This window comes from Stenotrophomonas sp. C9D9, assembly GCF_056491205.1.
Genome location: NZ_JBSZIF010000004.1, coordinates 217,474 through 234,706 on the forward strand (window position 1 = coordinate 217,474; position 17,233 = coordinate 234,706).

General features: G+C 66.8%; 9 protein-coding genes and 1 pseudogene. 6 read left to right on the top strand and 4 right to left on the bottom strand.

What is annotated here, in order from left to right; genetic code table 11:
• Positions 1 to 120 precede the first annotated feature (120 nt).
• Both ACXI0D_RS06385 and ACXI0D_RS06390 read right to left on the bottom strand, forming a co-directional pair.
• On the bottom strand, positions 121 to 2,199 hold the full coding sequence (locus tag ACXI0D_RS06385; RefSeq protein ID WP_049443748.1) for an alpha/beta hydrolase family protein: 2,079 nt from the start codon (positions 2,197 to 2,199) through the stop codon (positions 121 to 123).
• A 234-nt stretch (positions 2,200 to 2,433) separates the two neighbouring features.
• Positions 2,434 to 4,398, bottom strand: a complete 1,965-nt coding sequence (locus ACXI0D_RS06390) for an OPT family oligopeptide transporter (RefSeq protein WP_014036352.1) — start codon at positions 4,396 to 4,398, stop codon at positions 2,434 to 2,436.
• Between the two features lie 255 nt (positions 4,399 to 4,653).
• Between ACXI0D_RS06390 and ACXI0D_RS06395 the strand changes: the two are divergent.
• Positions 4,654 to 6,407: pseudogene (locus ACXI0D_RS06395) on the top strand (peptide MFS transporter).
• A 56-nt stretch (positions 6,408 to 6,463) separates the two neighbouring features.
• Here ACXI0D_RS06395 and ACXI0D_RS06400 read toward each other — a convergent pair.
• Entirely contained in the window at positions 6,464 to 8,452 is a 1,989-nt protein-coding gene (locus ACXI0D_RS06400) for an alpha/beta hydrolase family protein (protein WP_479642424.1), read from the bottom strand.
• A 163-nt stretch (positions 8,453 to 8,615) separates the two neighbouring features.
• The gene (locus ACXI0D_RS06405; RefSeq protein WP_005415673.1) at positions 8,616 to 9,251 is read right to left on the bottom strand and encodes a LysE/ArgO family amino acid transporter; all 636 of its coding nucleotides are present in this window, start codon (positions 9,249 to 9,251) and stop codon (positions 8,616 to 8,618) included.
• 137 nt (positions 9,252 to 9,388) lie between these two features.
• On the opposite strand from ACXI0D_RS06405, the gene ACXI0D_RS06410 reads away from it, so the two are divergent.
• The 5 genes from ACXI0D_RS06410 (at position 9,389) to mdcA (ending at position 17,224) form a co-directional block, all read left to right on the top strand.
• A complete protein-coding gene (locus ACXI0D_RS06410) occupies positions 9,389 to 10,294 on the top strand; it encodes a LysR family transcriptional regulator ArgP (RefSeq protein ID WP_014036348.1) in 906 nt (301 codons plus the stop codon).
• Between the two features lie 185 nt (positions 10,295 to 10,479).
• Positions 10,480 to 10,926, top strand: a complete 447-nt coding sequence (locus tag ACXI0D_RS06415; protein ID WP_049443884.1) for a GNAT family N-acetyltransferase — start codon at positions 10,480 to 10,482, stop codon at positions 10,924 to 10,926.
• Positions 10,927 to 11,109: 183 nt separating this feature from the next.
• Positions 11,110 to 12,810 carry a malate dehydrogenase (quinone) gene (gene mqo / locus ACXI0D_RS06420; protein ID WP_049443758.1) on the top strand — a complete coding sequence of 567 codons (1,701 nt, stop codon included), beginning with the start codon at positions 11,110 to 11,112 and terminating at the stop codon, positions 12,808 to 12,810.
• 356 nt (positions 12,811 to 13,166) lie between these two features.
• A complete protein-coding gene (locus ACXI0D_RS06425; RefSeq protein WP_479642425.1) occupies positions 13,167 to 15,359 on the top strand; it encodes a TonB-dependent siderophore receptor in 2,193 nt (730 codons plus the stop codon).
• A gap of 221 nt (positions 15,360 to 15,580) precedes the next feature.
• Positions 15,581 to 17,224: a malonate decarboxylase subunit alpha gene (gene mdcA, locus ACXI0D_RS06430; protein ID WP_049443762.1), complete on the top strand. Its 1,644-nt coding sequence runs from the start codon at positions 15,581 to 15,583 to the stop codon at positions 17,222 to 17,224.
• The last annotated feature ends 9 nt before the right edge of the window (positions 17,225 to 17,233 follow it).

Genomic DNA, 17,233 nt, shown 5'->3' on the forward strand with positions numbered 1-17,233 from the left:
TGGGTGCGGGGTCGATCCCTTTCGCCACGCGAAAGGGCTCTGACCCCGGGGGCGGTCAATGACGGGGTCGGAGCCCTTCCGCGTGGCGAAAGGGATCCGACCCCTGGGCGCTGAACCGGCTTATTCGCCGATGTGCTGCTTCAGCCAGGCGTTGACGGTGTCATGCCACAGGATGCTGTTGTTCGGCTTCAGCACCCAGTGGTTTTCATCCGGGAAGTACAGGAACTTCGATTCGATGCCCTGGCGCTGGGCGGCGGTGAAAGCGGCCAGGCCCTGCTCGACCGGAATGCGGAAGTCCTGCTGGCCATGGATGACCAGGATCGGCTTCTTCCAGTCCGCCACGTGGTTGACCGGGTTGAACTTCTCGTAGTTCGCGGCCTTCTGGTACGGGGTACCGCCCTGCTCCCACTCGGTAAACCACAGCTCTTCGGTGGCGTAGCCCATCATGCGCTGGTCGAACACGCCGTCATGGTTGACCAGGCACTTGAACGGGCTGTTCCAGTTGCCGGCAATCCAGTTGACCATGAAGCCGCCGTAGCTGGCACCCAGCGCACAGGCCTTGTCACCGTTGAGGAAGGAATACTTCTTCAGCGCGGCGTCCCAGCCCTTCTGCAGGTCTTCCAGCGGACGGTCGCCCCAGTGCTGGCTGATCGCATCGGTGAAGGCCTGGCCATAGCCGGTGGAACCGTGGAAGTCGATCATCACCACGGCGTAGCCCTGGCCCGCATAGGTCTGCGGGTTCCAGCGGTAGCTCCAGCCATTGCCGAAGCTGCCCTGCGGGCCGCCATGGATCAGGAACGCAACCGGGTACGACTTGCCTTCCTGGTAGTTGTGCGGCTTGACCACATAGCCATGCACGGTGTCGTTGTTCCAGCCCTTGAACTCGAACTGCTCGTAGTCGCCGAAGCTGACATCCTTGAGCACCTCGCCGGCAGCCGGGGTCAGCGCGCGCAGTTCGCCGATGGCTTCACCCGCGGCCGGCAGCAGGCCGACCAGCACCTGGTCGTTGCTCTTCAGGCTGTTGCGGGTGATCGCCACGCTGTTGCCGGCCACGTCGACCGCGGTCACGCTGCCGTCGCCGATCAGCTTGGTGGCCTTGCCGCTGGCCACGTCGATCTGGAACAGCGGGTGTTCGCCGAGGTCATCGGCAGTGGTGTAGATGCTGGCACCATCCGCGGACAGGGTGATGCCACCGGCCGAACGATCCCACTGCGGGGCGATCTCGCGGGTCTTGCCGCTGGCCAGGTCCATCGCCATTAGGCCGAAGCGGTCAGCCTCGAAGCCCGGGCGCTTCATCGCACGGTAGAACAGGGTCTTGCCGTCGGCGCTGAACACCGGGCCGGCATCCCAGGCCGGGTTGGCAGCGGTCAGGTTGACCGGCGCCTGCTTGCCGGCGGCGTCGAAGCGGTACAGGTCGAAGTTGGTCGACCACGGCTCCTGCTTGCCGGCAACGCGGATGCTGGCCACCACGCTGGCGCCATCCGGCGACCACGCGAAATCATCATTGCCACCGAACGGCTTGGACGGCGCATCACCGTCGATGGTCGCGCTCAGCGCCGACGCGCCCTTGACCGCACCGGCCTTGGCCGCCGGCAGCGGCGCCACGAACAGGGTGTTGCGGCGGCCGTCGTTCCAGGTATCCCAGTGGCGCACGAACAGCGAATCGAAGACCTTGCCGCTGGCCTTGGCGCCGGCCACGTCCTTGAGCTTCTTCTCGGTGCAGGCCAGGTCCGAGGCGCAGGCCTGGAACACGCCGGCGCTGAACAGCACGCGGTCGTCCTGCGGCGACACGTGGTAGCTGTCCACGTCCACCGGGAAGTCGGTCAGCTGGCGCGGGGTGCCGCCGTTGATCGGCTGCGCGTACAGCTGCTGGCTGCCGTTCTTGGCACTGAGGAAATACACGGTCTGGCCGTCGGCCGACAGCGACGCGGAATTGACGCTCCAGCCAGCCGGGGTGATCTGCTTCGGCGGGGCCGCGTCACGCGTGCGCAGGTTGCGCGCGAACAGCGCGGTGGAGGCCTTCAGGTTGGCGTCCACGCTGCGCTTGGCGAACACCACGGTGCCGCCATCGGCGGTCAGTACCGGCGCGGAGACGCGGTCCATGGCCACCATGTCGCGGACTTCCAGGCCACGGGCAGCGGCGACGCTGGGCAGGGCGGCCAGCAGGCTCAGTGGCAGCAGGGCATGACGCAGTTTCATCGGGGTCTCCGCAGGACGGCAAAAAACCGATGGTAGGCCCGTGCGGCCGGGGCTGCCAAGGCCATCGGTCATGGCCGGGGACGGGTCGATGCCTTCGCCAGAAAAGGCAAACCGCGCCGTAGCGCGGTTTGCGGTAGTGCCGGCCGCTGGCCGGCAATCTGTCTGGTTGCCGGTCAGCGGCCGGCACTACCGGGTCAGAGCCCTTCCCTGCGGGAAGGGATCCGACCCCGTGCATCACGCCACGGCGCGCTTGCCGGTGCGGTAGATCAGCCAGCCGACCACGAACAGCACGGCCAGGCCGATCCACTGTGCGCCCGGCAGGTGGAACGGCACGGCCAGCACGTCGGCGCGGCTGCTGACCACGATCGGAATCGCGATGGCGATGCCCATCAGTGCCTCGCCGGTGATCAGGCCGGCAGCAAACAGCACACCCGGCTTGTGCACGCGGTCGCGGCCTTCTTCGTCGTCGGCACGCACCTTGTGGAAGCGCTCGACCAGGTAGGCGATCAGGCCGCCGAGGAAGATCGGCACCATCAGTTCCAGCGGCAGGTAGATGCCGATGGCGGCGGCCAGCACCGGCACGCGGAAGCGGGCGTTGCGCGACTTCAGCCAGCTGTCGAAGGCGATGATGGCGGCGCCCACCACGGCACCGATCCCGATGAAGGTCCACGGCAGCTCGCCACCGAACAGGCCCTTGGCCACGGAGGCCATCAGGTTGGCCTGCGGAGCAGCCAGCGCGTTCGGGTGCAGCTCGGACTTCACGCCGATGCCGTAGGCGGTGGCCAGCAGGTTCAGCACCGGCGCCATGATCAGCGCGCAGGAGAACGCACCGATGCCCAGCATCAGCTGCTGCTTCCACGGGGTGGCACCGACGATGTAACCGGCCTTGAGGTCCTGCAGGTTGTCACCGCCGACCGCTGCCGCACAGCACACCACCGCACCGATCATGATCGCGGCCACCGCGCCCAGCGGCGCACCGAAGGCGCCGACCGGCTGCAGGCCATCCTTGCCCAGCAGCACGACCAGCACGGCCGAGGCGAACAGGATGGTGGAGATGGTGATGCCCGAGACCGGGTTGTTGGACGAACCGATCAGGCCGGCCAGGTAGGCCGAGACCGAAACGAACAGGAAGCCGGCGACGATCATGATGAGGGTCATCGGGATCGACACGTGCCACTGGCCGACGATGGCCTGGTACAGGGCCAGCAGCGGCAGCACGAACACCACCAGGGCGACCAGCATCCACTTCATCGGCAGGTCGCGCTCGGTGTGCGCCAGCACCGGGCCACCGCTCTTGCGGGCGGCGGCAAAGCCGCTCTTGACGCCGTTGAGCAGCGACTTGCGCAGCGAGATCAGGGTCCAGATGCCGCCGATCAGCATTGCGCCGACGCCCAGGTAGCGCATCTTCGCGCCCCAGATGGCGAACGCGGCCTCGGTGGAGGAAGCAGCGGCCACCGACGCGGCCAGTGCCGGATCGGTGTTCATGAAGAACGCCTGGTAGATCGGAATGGCGATGTGCCAGGTCAGGATCGAGCCGGACACCACCACGATGCCGACGTTGAGGCCGACGATGTAGCCCACTCCCAGCAGTGCCGGCGACAGGTTGGTGCCGATGAAGGCGGTGACCTTGGAGCTGCCGACGTAGGCCGAGGTGGCCCAGGCATCGGGAATCAGGCGCATGCCGCTTTCCGCGGCCAGCTTCACGAAGGCACCGATCACCGCCGAAATGGCGAGGATCTTCAGGCCCGGGCCCGGGTTCTCACCGGCCTTGAGCACTTCCGCCGCTGCCTTGCCTTCCGGGAACGGCAGCGGGTCTTCGACGATCATCGAACGGCGCAGCGGCACCGAGAACAGCACGCCCAGCAGGCCGCCGAGGCCGGCGATGCCCAGCACCCACCAGTACTTGAAGTCCGGCCAGTAGCCCATGATCACCAGCGCGGGGATGGTGAAGATCACACCGGCGGCGATCGACGAACCGGCCGAGGCGCCGGTCTGCACGATGTTGTTTTCAAGGATGGAGCCACCGCCCAGCAGGCGCAGCACGCCCATGGAAATCACCGCAGCGGGAATGGCGGTGGCGATGGTCAGGCCTGCGAACAGACCGAGGTAGGCGTTTGCGGCCGACAGCACCACCGCCAGCACGATGGCCAGGGCCACTGCGCGGAAGGTGAGCTGCTTGGGCGCAGCGTCGTGGTTCATGGAAGCCCCTGCTGGCAAAAAATCCCCTGCACGCTAGCGTTCAGGGGGCGGCAAGTCCAGTGCGCATGGTCACCGCCAGCCCTGGCCCACCCGGCCGCCCGACCGGTGCAGCAAGGCCAACCGGCCGATCCCGCAAAGCCGCGCAGCGCCTGCCGCAAAAAGGGGACGGAGGGGATTAAGTCGTATTTGTCATAAGCGCCGTGATGCGGCCCCTGCCCTTCTATAATCGCGCCCTTTCCGCTGTCCCCGCCGTCGATGACCGTTGCCGCTACCGCTTCCGACGACTTCCTGGGCCACCCCAAGGGCGTCTATGTCTGCTTCTTCACCGAAATGTGGGAGCGCTTCTCCTTCTACGGCATGAAGGCGCTGCTGCTGCTGTACCTGACCAAGTACCACCTGTTCGGCGACAAGGCCGGGCTGGACCTGCTTGGCGCCTACGGCGGCCTGGTGTACTGCATCCCGGTGTTCGGCGGCATGCTGGCCGACCGCTGGCTGGGCATGCGCCGCGCGGTGCTGTTCGGCGGCATCCTGCTGGTGCTCGGTCACCTTGGCATGGCCTTCGAAGGCCACGCGGCGTACCGGGTGAACGGCGAAGTGGTGCGCGACACCTCGGCGCTGGCGGTGACCTACCTGTCGCTGGCCCTGATCATCATGGGCGTGGGCTTCCTGAAGCCGAACATCTCCACCATCGTCGGCAAGCTGTACGCCAAGGATGACCCGCGACGTGATTCGGGCTTCTCGCTGTTCTACGCCGGCATCAACCTCGGCGCGCTGTTCTCGTCGCTGGTGTGTGGCTTCCTCGGCGAGGCGTATGGCTGGAAATACGGTTTCGGCGCGGCCGGCATCGGCATGCTGGCCGGCCTGGCGATGTTCCTGTGGGGCCAGAAGTACCTGCAGGGCCACGCCGAGCCACCGCAACCGGCGGCGCTGAAGCAGAAGGTGCTGGGCCTGCCGCGCGAATGGCTCATCTATCTGTGCGCGGTGCTCGGTGTGCTGCCGGTGGCGTGGCTGATGTGGGCCGCCGGCAATGGTGCGTTCGCGCTGGGCGGCGAAATCAGCCTGGCGCTGATGCTGATGCTGGTGGTGCTGGGCGGCGTACTGGTCTGGTTCGCCTGGTTCACTGGCAGCAAGTGCACGCCAGTGCAGCGCCAGCAGATGATCGCGCTGATGGTGCTGATCTTCATGGCGCTGGGTTTTTCACCATGTACGAGCAGTCGTACGGCTCGTGGGTGACCTTCACCGACCGCCTGCTGACCAAGGACATCGTGCCTGCGCTGGTGATCACCGGCGGTACGCCGCTGCCGTGGTCGATCATCTCGCTGCTGCTGGCACCGCTGGGCTTCGTGGTCAGCGCGCGCCTGTCCGAACGGCGTCCGGGTTCGGCCGCACCGCGCACGTTCTTCGCCGCCATCGTCGTGCTGATGCTGGTGCTGCTGGTGCGCGACTGCCTGGTGATTCCGCAGACCGCCGGTTCGCTGACCTACCTCGGCGGCCTGTTCCTGGTGCTGCTCGCGCCGGCCTTCGCCGCACTCTGGACCTGGATGGACCGCCGCGGCTGGGAACCGGGCAAGCCGGTGAAGTCAGCCTGGGGCCTGGTGATCGGCGCGCTGTCGTTCGTGCCGCTGGCGCTGGCGGCGCAGCAGGTCGGCGCCACCGGTGAGATGGCCAGCGTGTGGTGGCTGGTGCTGGCCTACTTCCTGCTGGCCAGCGGCGAGATGTGCCTGTCGCCGGTCGGCCTGTCGGCAGTGACCCAGCTGGCCGTGCCGCGGGTGATGAGCCTGATGATGGGCACCTGGTTCCTGGCCACCGCATTCTCGGAAACGCTGGCCGCGCTGTTCGGCAAGCTGGCCGCGATCGAGGTGCCGGAAGGCGAATCGCTGGACATGGTGGCTGCCGCCGGCGCCTACGCGCACCTGTTCTGGCTGCTGATGTGGATCGGCCTGGGCTGTGCACTGGCCGCCTTCATCGCTGCGCCGCTGCTGAAGCGGATGATGCACGGGGTCAAGTAAACCCCGCGCGCGCGGAAAACCAGGGCGGCGGAAGGATCATCCGCCGCCCTGCCAGTTCAGGGCGCCTTGTCCTTGCCTGCCGCAGGTGCGGCTGTCGCGGTCTTGCCGCCGAGGCTGCGCGCCAGGAACGCCAGCAGCTTGTCGTAGTACTCGCTGCGATGGGCCTCGGTGTAGAAGCCGTGGCCTTCGGTCTTGTAGTACAGGCTCTCCACCGGCGTGCCGGCACGCTTGAGCGCCGCTTCCATGCGCTCGGTGTGCTGGATCGGCGCGCGCTTGTCTTCGCCACCGGCTGCGAGGAACACCGGCACCTTGATCCGCTCGGCCAGGTTCACCGGCGACACCGCACCCAGCTTGGCCGGATCCCCCAGCCATTCGCGCAGGTAGGTCACGCCTGAACCGCGATCCTGGATGTCGCCCCGGGTATACATCATCGGCAGGTCGTAGACCCCGACATAGCCCGCCGCGCACTGGTACAGCCCGGGCTCGCGGGCGGCCCCCATCATCGCCGAGTAGGCTCCGTAGCTGGCGCCATAGATGCAGATGCGACGGCCATCGGCGATGCCTTCGCTGATCGCCCAGCGGGTGGCATCGGTGACGTCGTCCTGCATCGCCGCGCCCCACTGCTGCGCACCGGCCTGGGTGTGGGCCCGACCGTAGTTGCCCGACCCGCGGAAGTTGACCTGCAGCACGGCATAACCGGCGGCGGCCAGCATCTGCGTTTCGCGGTCGTACTGGCCGGAATCGAAGATGTCGAACGGGCCACCATGCGGCATTACCACCATCGGCAGGTTGCGCCCGTCGCTGCCGGCCGGCAGGGTCAGGAAGCCATGCAGCGGCAGCCCGTCGCGGGCCTTCAGTGCAATCGGCTTCACGCTGGCACTGCGGTCCACGTCGATCCAGTCGCTGCGGCTGATCAGGTGGTCAGCCTTGCGCGCCACCGTGTCGTACACGTAGAAATCGCCGGGATTGGTGCCCGACCAGGTTTCCACCAGCACGACGCGGCCATCGCGGGTGCTGGAGGTGATGTAGACCGCGCCGCCGAAGGCCGCTTCCAGACTGCGATACAGGCGTGCCTCCGGCGACTTCTCGTCGAAGAAGCGGGTGCGTGGCTTATCGCCCAGATACAGCGCGCCCACCGGCACATGGGTGCCGGGCCGATGGATGATGCGGTACGGATTGACCACCTCGTCGCGCAGCAGCGTGGCGCGTTCGCCGGTCTGCGGATTCCAGCTGACGATCGCATCCGGCCCCTGGGTCTGCTCGACATTGAGATAGGCCAGGTTGTCGTCGGCCGAGAAGCCGAGGGCGGTTTCGATGCGCTTGCTGACCGCCTCGTCGTTGATCAGCTTCCAGCTGTCACCGCTGCGGTCGCGGAAGTACAGCTTGTTGACGTTGTCGCTGCCCGAGCCGTGCACGAAGCGGACCTCGCCGGCACCGTCGGTGGTGAACTCACCACGCCGTACCGGCGAAGACGCCACCCGCGAGCGACGACCTGTGGTCACATCCATGCGATCGACGCGGGTGAATGGATCCTCGGCGAGCGGCCACACAGTGACCAGCACGTTGCGCTCATCGCCCGGCAGGTCGTCGGCCAGGAAGGCGGCCACTGCTTCGACCTTCTTCGGCTGGATGCGGGTGCCCGGGCCCTTGCTTTCGACGCGGTAGCCGACCAGCAGTTCGCCACGGTTGCCGTTGGCATCGATGGCATAGAGTTCGCCGGTGGGATTGGGCTGGTCGAGCGCCCCCCACTTCTCGGCCAGGCCGATCAGCAGGCGCTCATTGCTGACCCAGTCGAATTCCTGCGCGTGGTTGCGGCTGGGTGGCCAGAAACTACCGACCAGCTGCTTGTCCTTCAAGCGCAGGATCGCGATCGCGGTGCTGTCTTCCTTCGGCACCGTTGCCGCCACGTATTCGCCCCCCGGCGAAATCTTGATGTCGGTGAAGGTCTCGCGACGCAGGTACTGCGTCAGGTCCACCGCCCCCACGCTGCCTGTGGCAACGCCCCCGATGACGGCCAGTGCGGCCGCCAGAATCGTCTTGTGCATCCTTCCCCTGCTCCTGTGGACACCTTGTCCTGGTGGCCGATTCTAGGCAGTGCCGTGCGTTTCCCGCCAGAGCCGGAAAAGACGACGGCACCGTTGCCGGTGCCGTCGTTGCCACTACCTTGGAGAGAGAGTCAGGACGTGGGTTCGGGGGGCGTGCGCCGGGTCAGTGGACCCCGCGCACCGCCAACATGAGGGCCAGGATGCTGAGGATCACGGCGATGGTGCCGTCGAGCACGCGCCAGGTGCTGGGCTTGGTGAACAGCGGCGCCAGCAGGCGCGCGCCGAGGCCCTGCGCGGTCAGCCACAGGCAGCTGGCAGTGACCACGCCAGCGGCGAAGGCCATGCGGGCGTTGCCGAAGTTCTCGGCGATGGAGCCGATCACCATCATGTCCAGCCAGAAGTGCGGATTGATCAGCGAGAAGCCGACCGCGGCCATCAGCACCGCGCGGCGGCTGCCGTCGTCGCTGTCAGCCTCGCCCATGCCACCGCCGCCGGCGATCGCACGGCGTGCCGACTTCATCGCATACCAGGCCAGGAACGCGACACCGGTCCACAGCACGGCGGTGGTCAGCCACGGCAGCGCCGAGGTAAGCGTGCGCAGGCCGGCCACGCTGGCGAAGATGAAGATGGCATCGATGGCCGCGCAGGTGGCGACCACCGGCACGATGTGCTTGCGCAGGATGCCCTGGCGCAGAATGAAGGCGCTCTGGGCCCCGACCACGGCGAACAGGCCGATGCCGGTGGCTGCACCAGAGAACCAGGCACCGAGGCCGGTGCTGGCGGAGATGACCGAGAACATGGGATTCACTGCCTTGTATTGCTGGGGGGACGGTGCCTCGCGAAGGCGGACAGCACCGGAACGAGCGCCATTGTCGCACCGCAACATGAAAAAGACGAGCTAAACTTCCTAAACCAACATTAGCGGAACTTAATTCGATGCGTATCGACCATGCCCAGCTGCGCGCCCTGGCCGCAGTGATCCGCGAAGGCAGCTTCGACCGCGCCGCACACTCGCTGAATGTCACGCCCTCGGCCATCTCGCAGCGGGTCAAGGCGCTGGAGGACCGGATCGGGCGCCTGCTGGTCAAGCGCGGCACCCCGGCCACCGCCACCGCCGAGGGCCAGCTGCTGGTGCAGCTGGCCGAGCAGACCGCCCTGCTCGAACACGACGCGCTGCACCGGATGGGCCTGGCTGACGAAGACCTGCCCCAGGCCAGCATCCCGGTGGCGGTGAACCACGACAGCCTGGAAACCTGGTTCCCGCAGGCCGCCGCGCAGTTCGCGCAGGGCACCGGCACCACCCTGGACCTGCGCGTGGAGGACCAGGACCACACCGTGGAGCTTCTGCGCCAGGGCACGGTGCTGGGTGCGGTGACCACGCTGGACGAGCCGGTGCAGGGCTGCCAGATCCACGCGCTGGGCAGCATCCGTTACGCGGCGACCTGTACCCCCGAATTCCGCGAACGCCATTTCGCCAAGGGCGTGACCGCGCAGGCGCTGGCGCAGGCCCCGGTGCTGGTGTTCAACCGCAAGGACGAAATGCAGTCGCGCTTTGCCCGGCGCATGGCCGGCGACGACCTGCCCAGCACCGCGCCGACCTGGTGGATTCCCTCCACCCGCGCCTTCGTGCAGGCCAACCTGGGCGGCATGGGCTGGACCATGAATCCCCTGCCGCTGGTCAAGCGGCACCTGGACGCGGGCCGCCTGGTCTACGTACGCCAGCGCGCGTGGGAAGACGTGCCGCTGTACTGGCAGCACTGGAAGGGCGACGTGCAGACCATGGCCCTGCTGACCCGCGCGGTGCTGGATGCTTCCTCGGCACTGATCCGGCGCAAGCGCTGACGCATGGCGCAAAAAGGGGACGGAGGGGATTAAGTCGTATTTGCCTTGGATGTCGTATTGGCCTTAAACGGCTTAATCCCCTCCGTCCCCTTTTTCGGGGCTCCATCGGATCTCCATCGAGTCTACACACCGGGTCCATGCGCGATGCGGATACTGGCGGGCCGACCATTACAAGGATGTCCGGCATGCCCGTGTACCTGCGCGACGCCCGCCCCGACGATGCCGCCGCCTGCATCGATCTGCGCGGGCGCACCCGCGAGAATGCCTTCAATGCGGCGCAGCTGGCGGAACTGGGCATCACCGTGGACAGCTGGGCGGCCGGCATCGCCCACGGCGATTCGATCGGCCGCGTCGCCTGGGAGGGTGAGCGCATGGTCGGCTACTGCTTCGCCGACCACGACAGCGGCGAGGTGCTGGTGCTGGCGCTGCTGCCGGAGTACGAGGGCCGCGGCATCGGCCGCCAGCTGCTGCAGGAAGTGGTCAGCCTGACCCGCGATGCCGGCCACCGGCGCCTGTTCCTGGCCTGCTCGGCCGACCCGCGTTCGCGCTCGCATGGCTTCTACCGCCGCCTGGGCTGGCGTCCGACAGGCGAGATCGATGAGGCCGGTGACGAGATCCTCGAGCTGGTCTGAGCCGGGCGTGGTCCCGGCGCTTCGCGTGACGGTGCCGCGAAACGTCGGATGCTGCGTTGCATCAAAAACGGACCGGATCCGGTTAGAATCGCGGATGGATGCTGCAAGGCGTTGTTTCTTCACGCCCTTTCCCTGCCCCATGCGCATCCTGAACTCCTCCCCTCCGCCAACGATCCCGCCCCCATGAAGAAATTTGGCAAGGCCCTGCTCGCCCTGCTCGTGCTGCTGTTGCTGGCCGCCGCGCTGTTCCTGTACTGGCCGCTGACCCAGCGTTCCGTGCCCGCCGCCAGCAACGACAAGCCCGTCGATGTTGTGCTGGTCGGCGCCGGCATCATGAGCATCACCCTGGCCACCTACCTGCAGGAACTGCAGCCGGACTGGAACATCCAGGTCTACGAACGCCTCGACGGCGTCGCCGGTGAAAGCTCCGACGGCTGGAACAACGCCGGCACCGGCCATTCGGCGTTCGCCGAACTGAACTACACCCCGGAACTACCCGACGGCAGCATCGAGACCAAGCGCGCGGTCGGCATCGCCGAATCGTTCGAGGTCTCGCGCCAGTTCTGGTCGCACCAGGTGAAGGAAGGCCGGCTGAGCCAGCCCAGCGACTTCATCAACCCGACCCCGCACATGAGCTTCGTCTGGGGCGATGACAACATCGCCTACCTGCACAAGCGCCAGCAGGCCCTGGTGAAGAACCCGCTGTTCTACGGCATGCAGTACTCCGAGGATCCGGCACAGATCAAGCAGTGGGCACCGCTGCTGATGGAAGGCCGTGACCCGAAGCAGAAGGTCGCCGCGACCTGGATGCCGCTCGGTACCGACGTCAACTTCGGTGTGATCACCCGCCAGCTGACCACCGGCCTGCAGCGCAGCCCGAACTTCAGCCTGCACCTGAACCACGAAGTGAGCGCGCTGCGGCAGAACGCCGACAAGAGCTGGAACGTGACGGTGAAGGACCTCAAGGCCGGCACCGAGACCACCACCCACAGCCGCTTCGTGTTCATCGGTGCCGGTGGCGCCGCGCTGAAGCTGCTGCAGATGTCGGGCATTCCGGAATCGAAGGACTACGCCGGTTTCCCGGTCGGTGGCCAGTTCCTCGCCTTCCAGGGCCAGGACGTGACCTCGCGCCATGGCGTGAAGGCCTACGGCATGGCTGAGACCGGCTCGCCGCCGATGTCGGTGCCGCACCTGGATGCGCGCAAGCTGGACGGCAAGCCGGTGGTCCTGTTCGGGCCGTTCGCGCTGTACAGCACCAAGTTCCTCAAGCACGGCTCGTGGTGGGACCTGTACTCGTCGGTCACCCACAACAACGTTGGCCCGATGCTGGAAGTGGGCAAGGACAACCTGGACCTGGTGCAGTACCTGATGGGCCAGGCACGCCTGAACGATGCCGACCGCCAGGCCGAACTGGTCAAGTACTTCCCCAATGCCAAGCCGGGCGACTGGAAGCTGGTCACCGCCGGCCAGCGCGTGCAGATCATCAAGCGTGATCCGCTGAAGGGCCCGGTGCTGCAGTTCGGTACCGAGATCGTGACCGACAAGGACCACACCATCGCCGCCCTGCTCGGCGCGTCGCCGGGTGCGTCGACCTCGCCGCCGATCATGCTGGACCTGATGGCCAAGGCCTTCCCGGACCAGATGAAGGCCGGCTGGGAAACCCGCCTGCGCGAGATCGTGCCGTCGTACGGGCGCAAGCTCAACGACAGCGCCGCGCTGGTGAACGAGATCCGCACGCTGACCAGCCAGACCCTGCACCTGCCGTACCTGGAGGTGCCGGTGGACGCCAATGCGGCGGCTCCTGCCCCGGCGGTAGTGCCTGCAGCGGTTCCGGCACCGGCCAAGGAAAAGCGCAATGCCAACGAGGAACTGCAGGCGCTGTAAGCCCGCGCGTTCCTTTCGATGCAGACGGACGGCCACCTTCGGGTGGCCGTTTGTTTTTGTGCGAGATGGGTCGGATCCCTACCCGCACTGGAGGGCTCTGACCTGCGCCTGGGCGCCGATGATGGGGTCAGAGCCCATTGCCTGCGGCAACGGGATCCGCCCCCGGCCGCCACTGCTCTGCGCCGGGAAGCCCCTGCACAATGACGCGAATTGTAATGTTGTTAAGAATTATTTACATTTGCATCCTGCGCAGTGACCGCGCCATCTCCCCAGATGGACCTGACCGTGCCCGAAGCCGCCGCCCGGGTGCTGGACGACTGTTGCCGCCCTCCCCGCCTCCACGTTTCGAGCCCACCATGTCCCTGACCTTCCGTACCCGCCTGCCCCGCCGCGCGCTGCTGCCGGCCGCCCTGCTTTCGTCGCTGGCCCTGCTGGCCACGCCCAGCGCGTTCGCTGCCGCCGATGGCGCGGCCGACGCCAAGACCCTGGACCGGGTCAGCGTGCGTGCCGAGCAGTCGGCGCCGCCGGCCAGTACCACGCGCCTGCCGATCACCCTGCAGGAAACCCCGCAGTCGGCCACCGCGATCAGCCTGCAGCGCCTGCAGGACGAATCACTGTTCAGCATCAACGATGTGATGCGCAACGTCACCGGCGTCAGCGTGTCCTTCTATGACACGCAGCGCCCGCTGTACTACGCGCGTGGCTTTGCCATCACCGACTTCCAGGTCGATGGCATTCCCACCTACAGCGGCTCCACCAACCAGGAGTACGACACCGCCTTCTACGACCGCATCGAAGTGATCCGAGGTGCCAACGGCCTGCTCAGCGGCGCCGGCGTGCCGTCGGCCACGGTCAACCTGCTGCGCAAGCGCCCGGGCAAGGAATTCGACGCGTCGTTCGCGGTCAGCGCCGGCAGCTGGGACTACCGCCGCATGGAGGCCGATGTAACCGCGCCACTGACCGATGACGGCCGCTTCCGCAGCCGCGTGGTCGCCGCCTACACCGACCGCGGGCTGTATTACGACCGCTACAAGGAAAACAAGATGGCCGGCATGGCGGTGCTGGAAGGCGATGTCACCGACAGCACCACGGTCACCGTCGGCTACCAGACCCAGGACAACAACCCGACCGGTTCGACCTGGGGCACCGTGGCGTTCTTCGACAACCAGGGCAACTTCGCCCATCTGGCGCGCTCGACCAACCTGTCGCCGAAGTGGAGCTACTGGAAGCGCGAGAGCAGCACCGCCTTCGCCAACCTGGAACAGCGTTTCGGCGACAACTGGCTGCTCAAGATCAACACCGCCTACACCCGCGGCAACGTGCAGAACGTGCGCCTGTACGGCACCGGCAACCCGGACCCGGTGACCGGCTCGGGCATCTACCTGCGTGCCGCCGCCGGTGATTCGAAGGACACCCGCCGCAATGTAGATGCCTACCTGACCGGCAGCTTCCCGCTGTTGGGCCGCGACCACGACCTCACCGTCGGCGCGCAGTGGTCTGACCTGGAAGGCACCACCAACACCCTGGCACTGAACTTCCCGGGCGACTGGGCAACCTGCGGGCGTGAGCGCTGCTACTACATCCCCAACGTGTTCAACTGGAACGGCGACATTTCCGAGGTGACCTACACCCGCACCGGTGCGCGCCGCGTGGCCAAGACCACGCAGAGCGGCGTCTACCTGGCCACCCGCCTGCGCCTGGCCGATCCGCTGTCGCTGATTGCAGGTGCACGCCTGAGCCGCTGGGAAACGCTCAGCCGCTCGTACAACGCCGCCGGCGTCTACACCGGCACCAGCGGTGCCTACAAGGTGAGCGATGAAGTCACCCCGTACGTGGGCCTGGTCTACGAGATCACGCCGAACGTGTCGGCCTATGCCAGCTACACCGAGATCTTCAATCCACAGAACTACAAGGACCGCAACGAGAACCTGCTGGCGCCGGTACAGGGCTCGAACCTGGAAGCGGGCATCAAGACGCAGTGGTTCAATGGCCGCCTGACGGCCAATGCGGCGGTGTTCGAAGCCAAGCAGGACAACTACGCCGTGCGCGACATGAGCGTGCCGGAAGGCACGCTGAGTGATGGTAGCTCGGCCTACATCGGCATCAACGGCACCAAGGCGCGCGGCTGGGAGATGGACGTCAACGGCGAGATCCTGCCGGGCTGGACGGTCAATGCCGGCTACACCCAGGTCAAGGTGACCCGCGCCGCCACCGACCTGCTGTACGCCAATCCGCCCGAGGACCTGCTGCAGCTCAACACCCAGCTGCAGCTGCGCGGCGCACTCAAGCGCCTGAGCATCGGCGGTGGCGTGCAGTGGCAGAGCAAGGTGCAGGGCTACAACATCGCCTACCCGCTGGGAGGCACGGTGACGGTGAACCAGCCGGCCTACTCACTGGTGCAGTTCAACGCCAACTACCGCATCAGCGACAACTGGACCGCGACCCTGAGCGTGCGCAACGCGCTGGACAAGACCTACTGGGCCAACCTGGACTACAACAACTTCGGCGAGCCGCGCTTCGTGTCGGCCAGCCTGCGCTGGAAGTTCTGAGCGACCTGAAACGGTAGTGCCGGCCGCTGGCCGGCTCCAAGCGATGCATCGATCACGCGGAGCCGGCCAGCGGCCGGCACTACCCCGATCGATGCGGGTCATCCTCCATTTCAATCTGAATGGGCCCGCCTCCGCGCGGGCCCTTTCATTTGCTGCAGCGCGGGTTGCACACCCATCATAATTATGCCGTAATTATTTCAACGCCAATCGGAAGCCGGTCGATGAACCCGAGCTGGGATACGTTGGAACGCAGCCGCCAGGCCCGCCTGCAGCGGGCCGCACCGTGGGCCCGGGGCCGCGAGGTGGCTGCCAGCGACGTCGGCGAACTGCTGCATGCGCTGCTGGAACCCGGCGACAAGGTCTGCCTGGAGGGCAACAACCAGAAGCAGGCCGATTTCCTCGCCCAGGCGCTGGCCGACCTCGACCCCGCCCGCGTGCATGACCTGCACATGGTGCAGTCGGTGCTGTCGCTGCCCTCGCACCTGGACGTGTTCGAGCGCGGCATCGCCTCGAAACTGGACTTCTCGTTCTCCGGCCCGCAATCAGTGCGCCTGGCCAACCTGGTGGCCGAGGGCCGCATCCAGATCGGTGCCATCCACACCTACCTGGAGCTGTTCGGCCGCTACTTCATCGACCTGACCCCGCGCGTGGCCCTGGTCGCAGCACAGGCCGCAGATCGGCACGGCAACCTGTACACCGGGCCGAATACCGAAGACACCCCGGTGATCGTCGAGGCCACGGCGTTTGGTGGCGGCATCGTCTTTGCCCAGGTCAACGAGATCGTCGACACCCTCCCCCGCGTCGATATTCCTGCGGACTGGGTCAACTTCGTGGTGCAGGCGCCGAAGCCGAACCATATCGAACCGCTGTTCACCCGCGACCCGGCGCAGATCTCCGAGATCCAGGTGCTGATGGCGATGATGGCGATCAAGGGCATCTACGCCGAGTACGGCGTGAACCGACTCAACCATGGCATCGGCTTCGACACGGCCGCCATCGAACTGCTGCTGCCGACCTACGCCGAATCGCTCGGGCTGAAGGGAAAGATCTGCCAGCACTGGGCGCTCAATCCGCACCCGGCGCTGATTCCGGCGATCGAATCGGGCTTCGTCAAGTCGGTGCATTCGTTCGGTTCCGAACTGGGCATGGAGAAGTACATCGCCGCACGCAGCGATGTGTTCTTCACCGGTGCCGATGGCTCGATGCGCTCCAACCGCGCGTTCTCGCAGACCGCCGGCCTGTATGCGTGTGACATGTTCATCGGCTCCACCCTGCAGATCGACCTGCAGGGCAACAGCTCCACCGCCACCCGCGACCGCATCGCCGGCTTCGGCGGCGCACCGAACATGGGCTCGGATGCGCGCGGCCGCCGCCATGCCAGCGATGCCTGGATCAAGGCCGGCCAGCAGGCCGCACGCCCCGGCGAAATGCCGCGCGGGCGCAAGCTGGTGGTGCAGATGGTGGAAACCTTCCGCGAGCACATGGCGCCGGCCTTCGTCGAACGGCTGGATGCATGGGAGCTGGCCGAACGCGCGGACATGCCGCTGCCGCCGGTGATGATCTACGGCGACGACGTCAGCCATGTGCTGACCGAGGAAGGCATCGCCAACCTGCTGCTGTGCCGCACCCCGGAAGAACGCGAACAGGCGATCCGCGGCGTGTCCGGCTATACCGCCGTGGGCCTGGGACGCGACCGCGCGATGGTGGAGAACCTGCGCGACCGCGGCGTCATCCGCCGCCCGGATGACCTGGGCATCTCCGTGCGCGATGCCAGCCGTGACCTGCTGGCGGCACGTTCGGTGAAGGATCTGGTGCGCTGGTCCGGCGGCCTGTACGACCCGCCCAAGCGCTTCCGCAACTGGTAAGGGGCTGAG

Excerpts from the sequence above, each read along its gene's own strand:
- ACXI0D_RS06385 (WP_049443748.1), bottom strand. The coding sequence starts at position 2,199 with ATGAAACTGCGTCATGCCCTGCTGCCACTGAGCCTGCTGGCCGCCCTG.
- ACXI0D_RS06390 (WP_014036352.1), bottom strand. The coding sequence starts at position 4,398 with ATGAACCACGACGCTGCGCCCAAGCAGCTCACCTTCCGCGCAGTGGCC.
- ACXI0D_RS06400 (WP_479642424.1), bottom strand. The coding sequence starts at position 8,452 with ATGCACAAGACGATTCTGGCGGCCGCACTGGCCGTCATCGGGGGCGTT.
- ACXI0D_RS06405 (WP_005415673.1), bottom strand. The coding sequence starts at position 9,251 with ATGTTCTCGGTCATCTCCGCCAGCACCGGCCTCGGTGCCTGGTTCTCT.
- ACXI0D_RS06410 (WP_014036348.1), top strand. The coding sequence starts at position 9,389 with ATGCGTATCGACCATGCCCAGCTGCGCGCCCTGGCCGCAGTGATCCGC.
- ACXI0D_RS06415 (WP_049443884.1), top strand. The coding sequence starts at position 10,480 with ATGCCCGTGTACCTGCGCGACGCCCGCCCCGACGATGCCGCCGCCTGC.
- mqo (WP_049443758.1), top strand. The coding sequence starts at position 11,110 with ATGAAGAAATTTGGCAAGGCCCTGCTCGCCCTGCTCGTGCTGCTGTTG.
- ACXI0D_RS06425 (WP_479642425.1), top strand. The coding sequence starts at position 13,167 with ATGTCCCTGACCTTCCGTACCCGCCTGCCCCGCCGCGCGCTGCTGCCG.
- mdcA (WP_049443762.1), top strand. The coding sequence starts at position 15,581 with ATGAACCCGAGCTGGGATACGTTGGAACGCAGCCGCCAGGCCCGCCTG.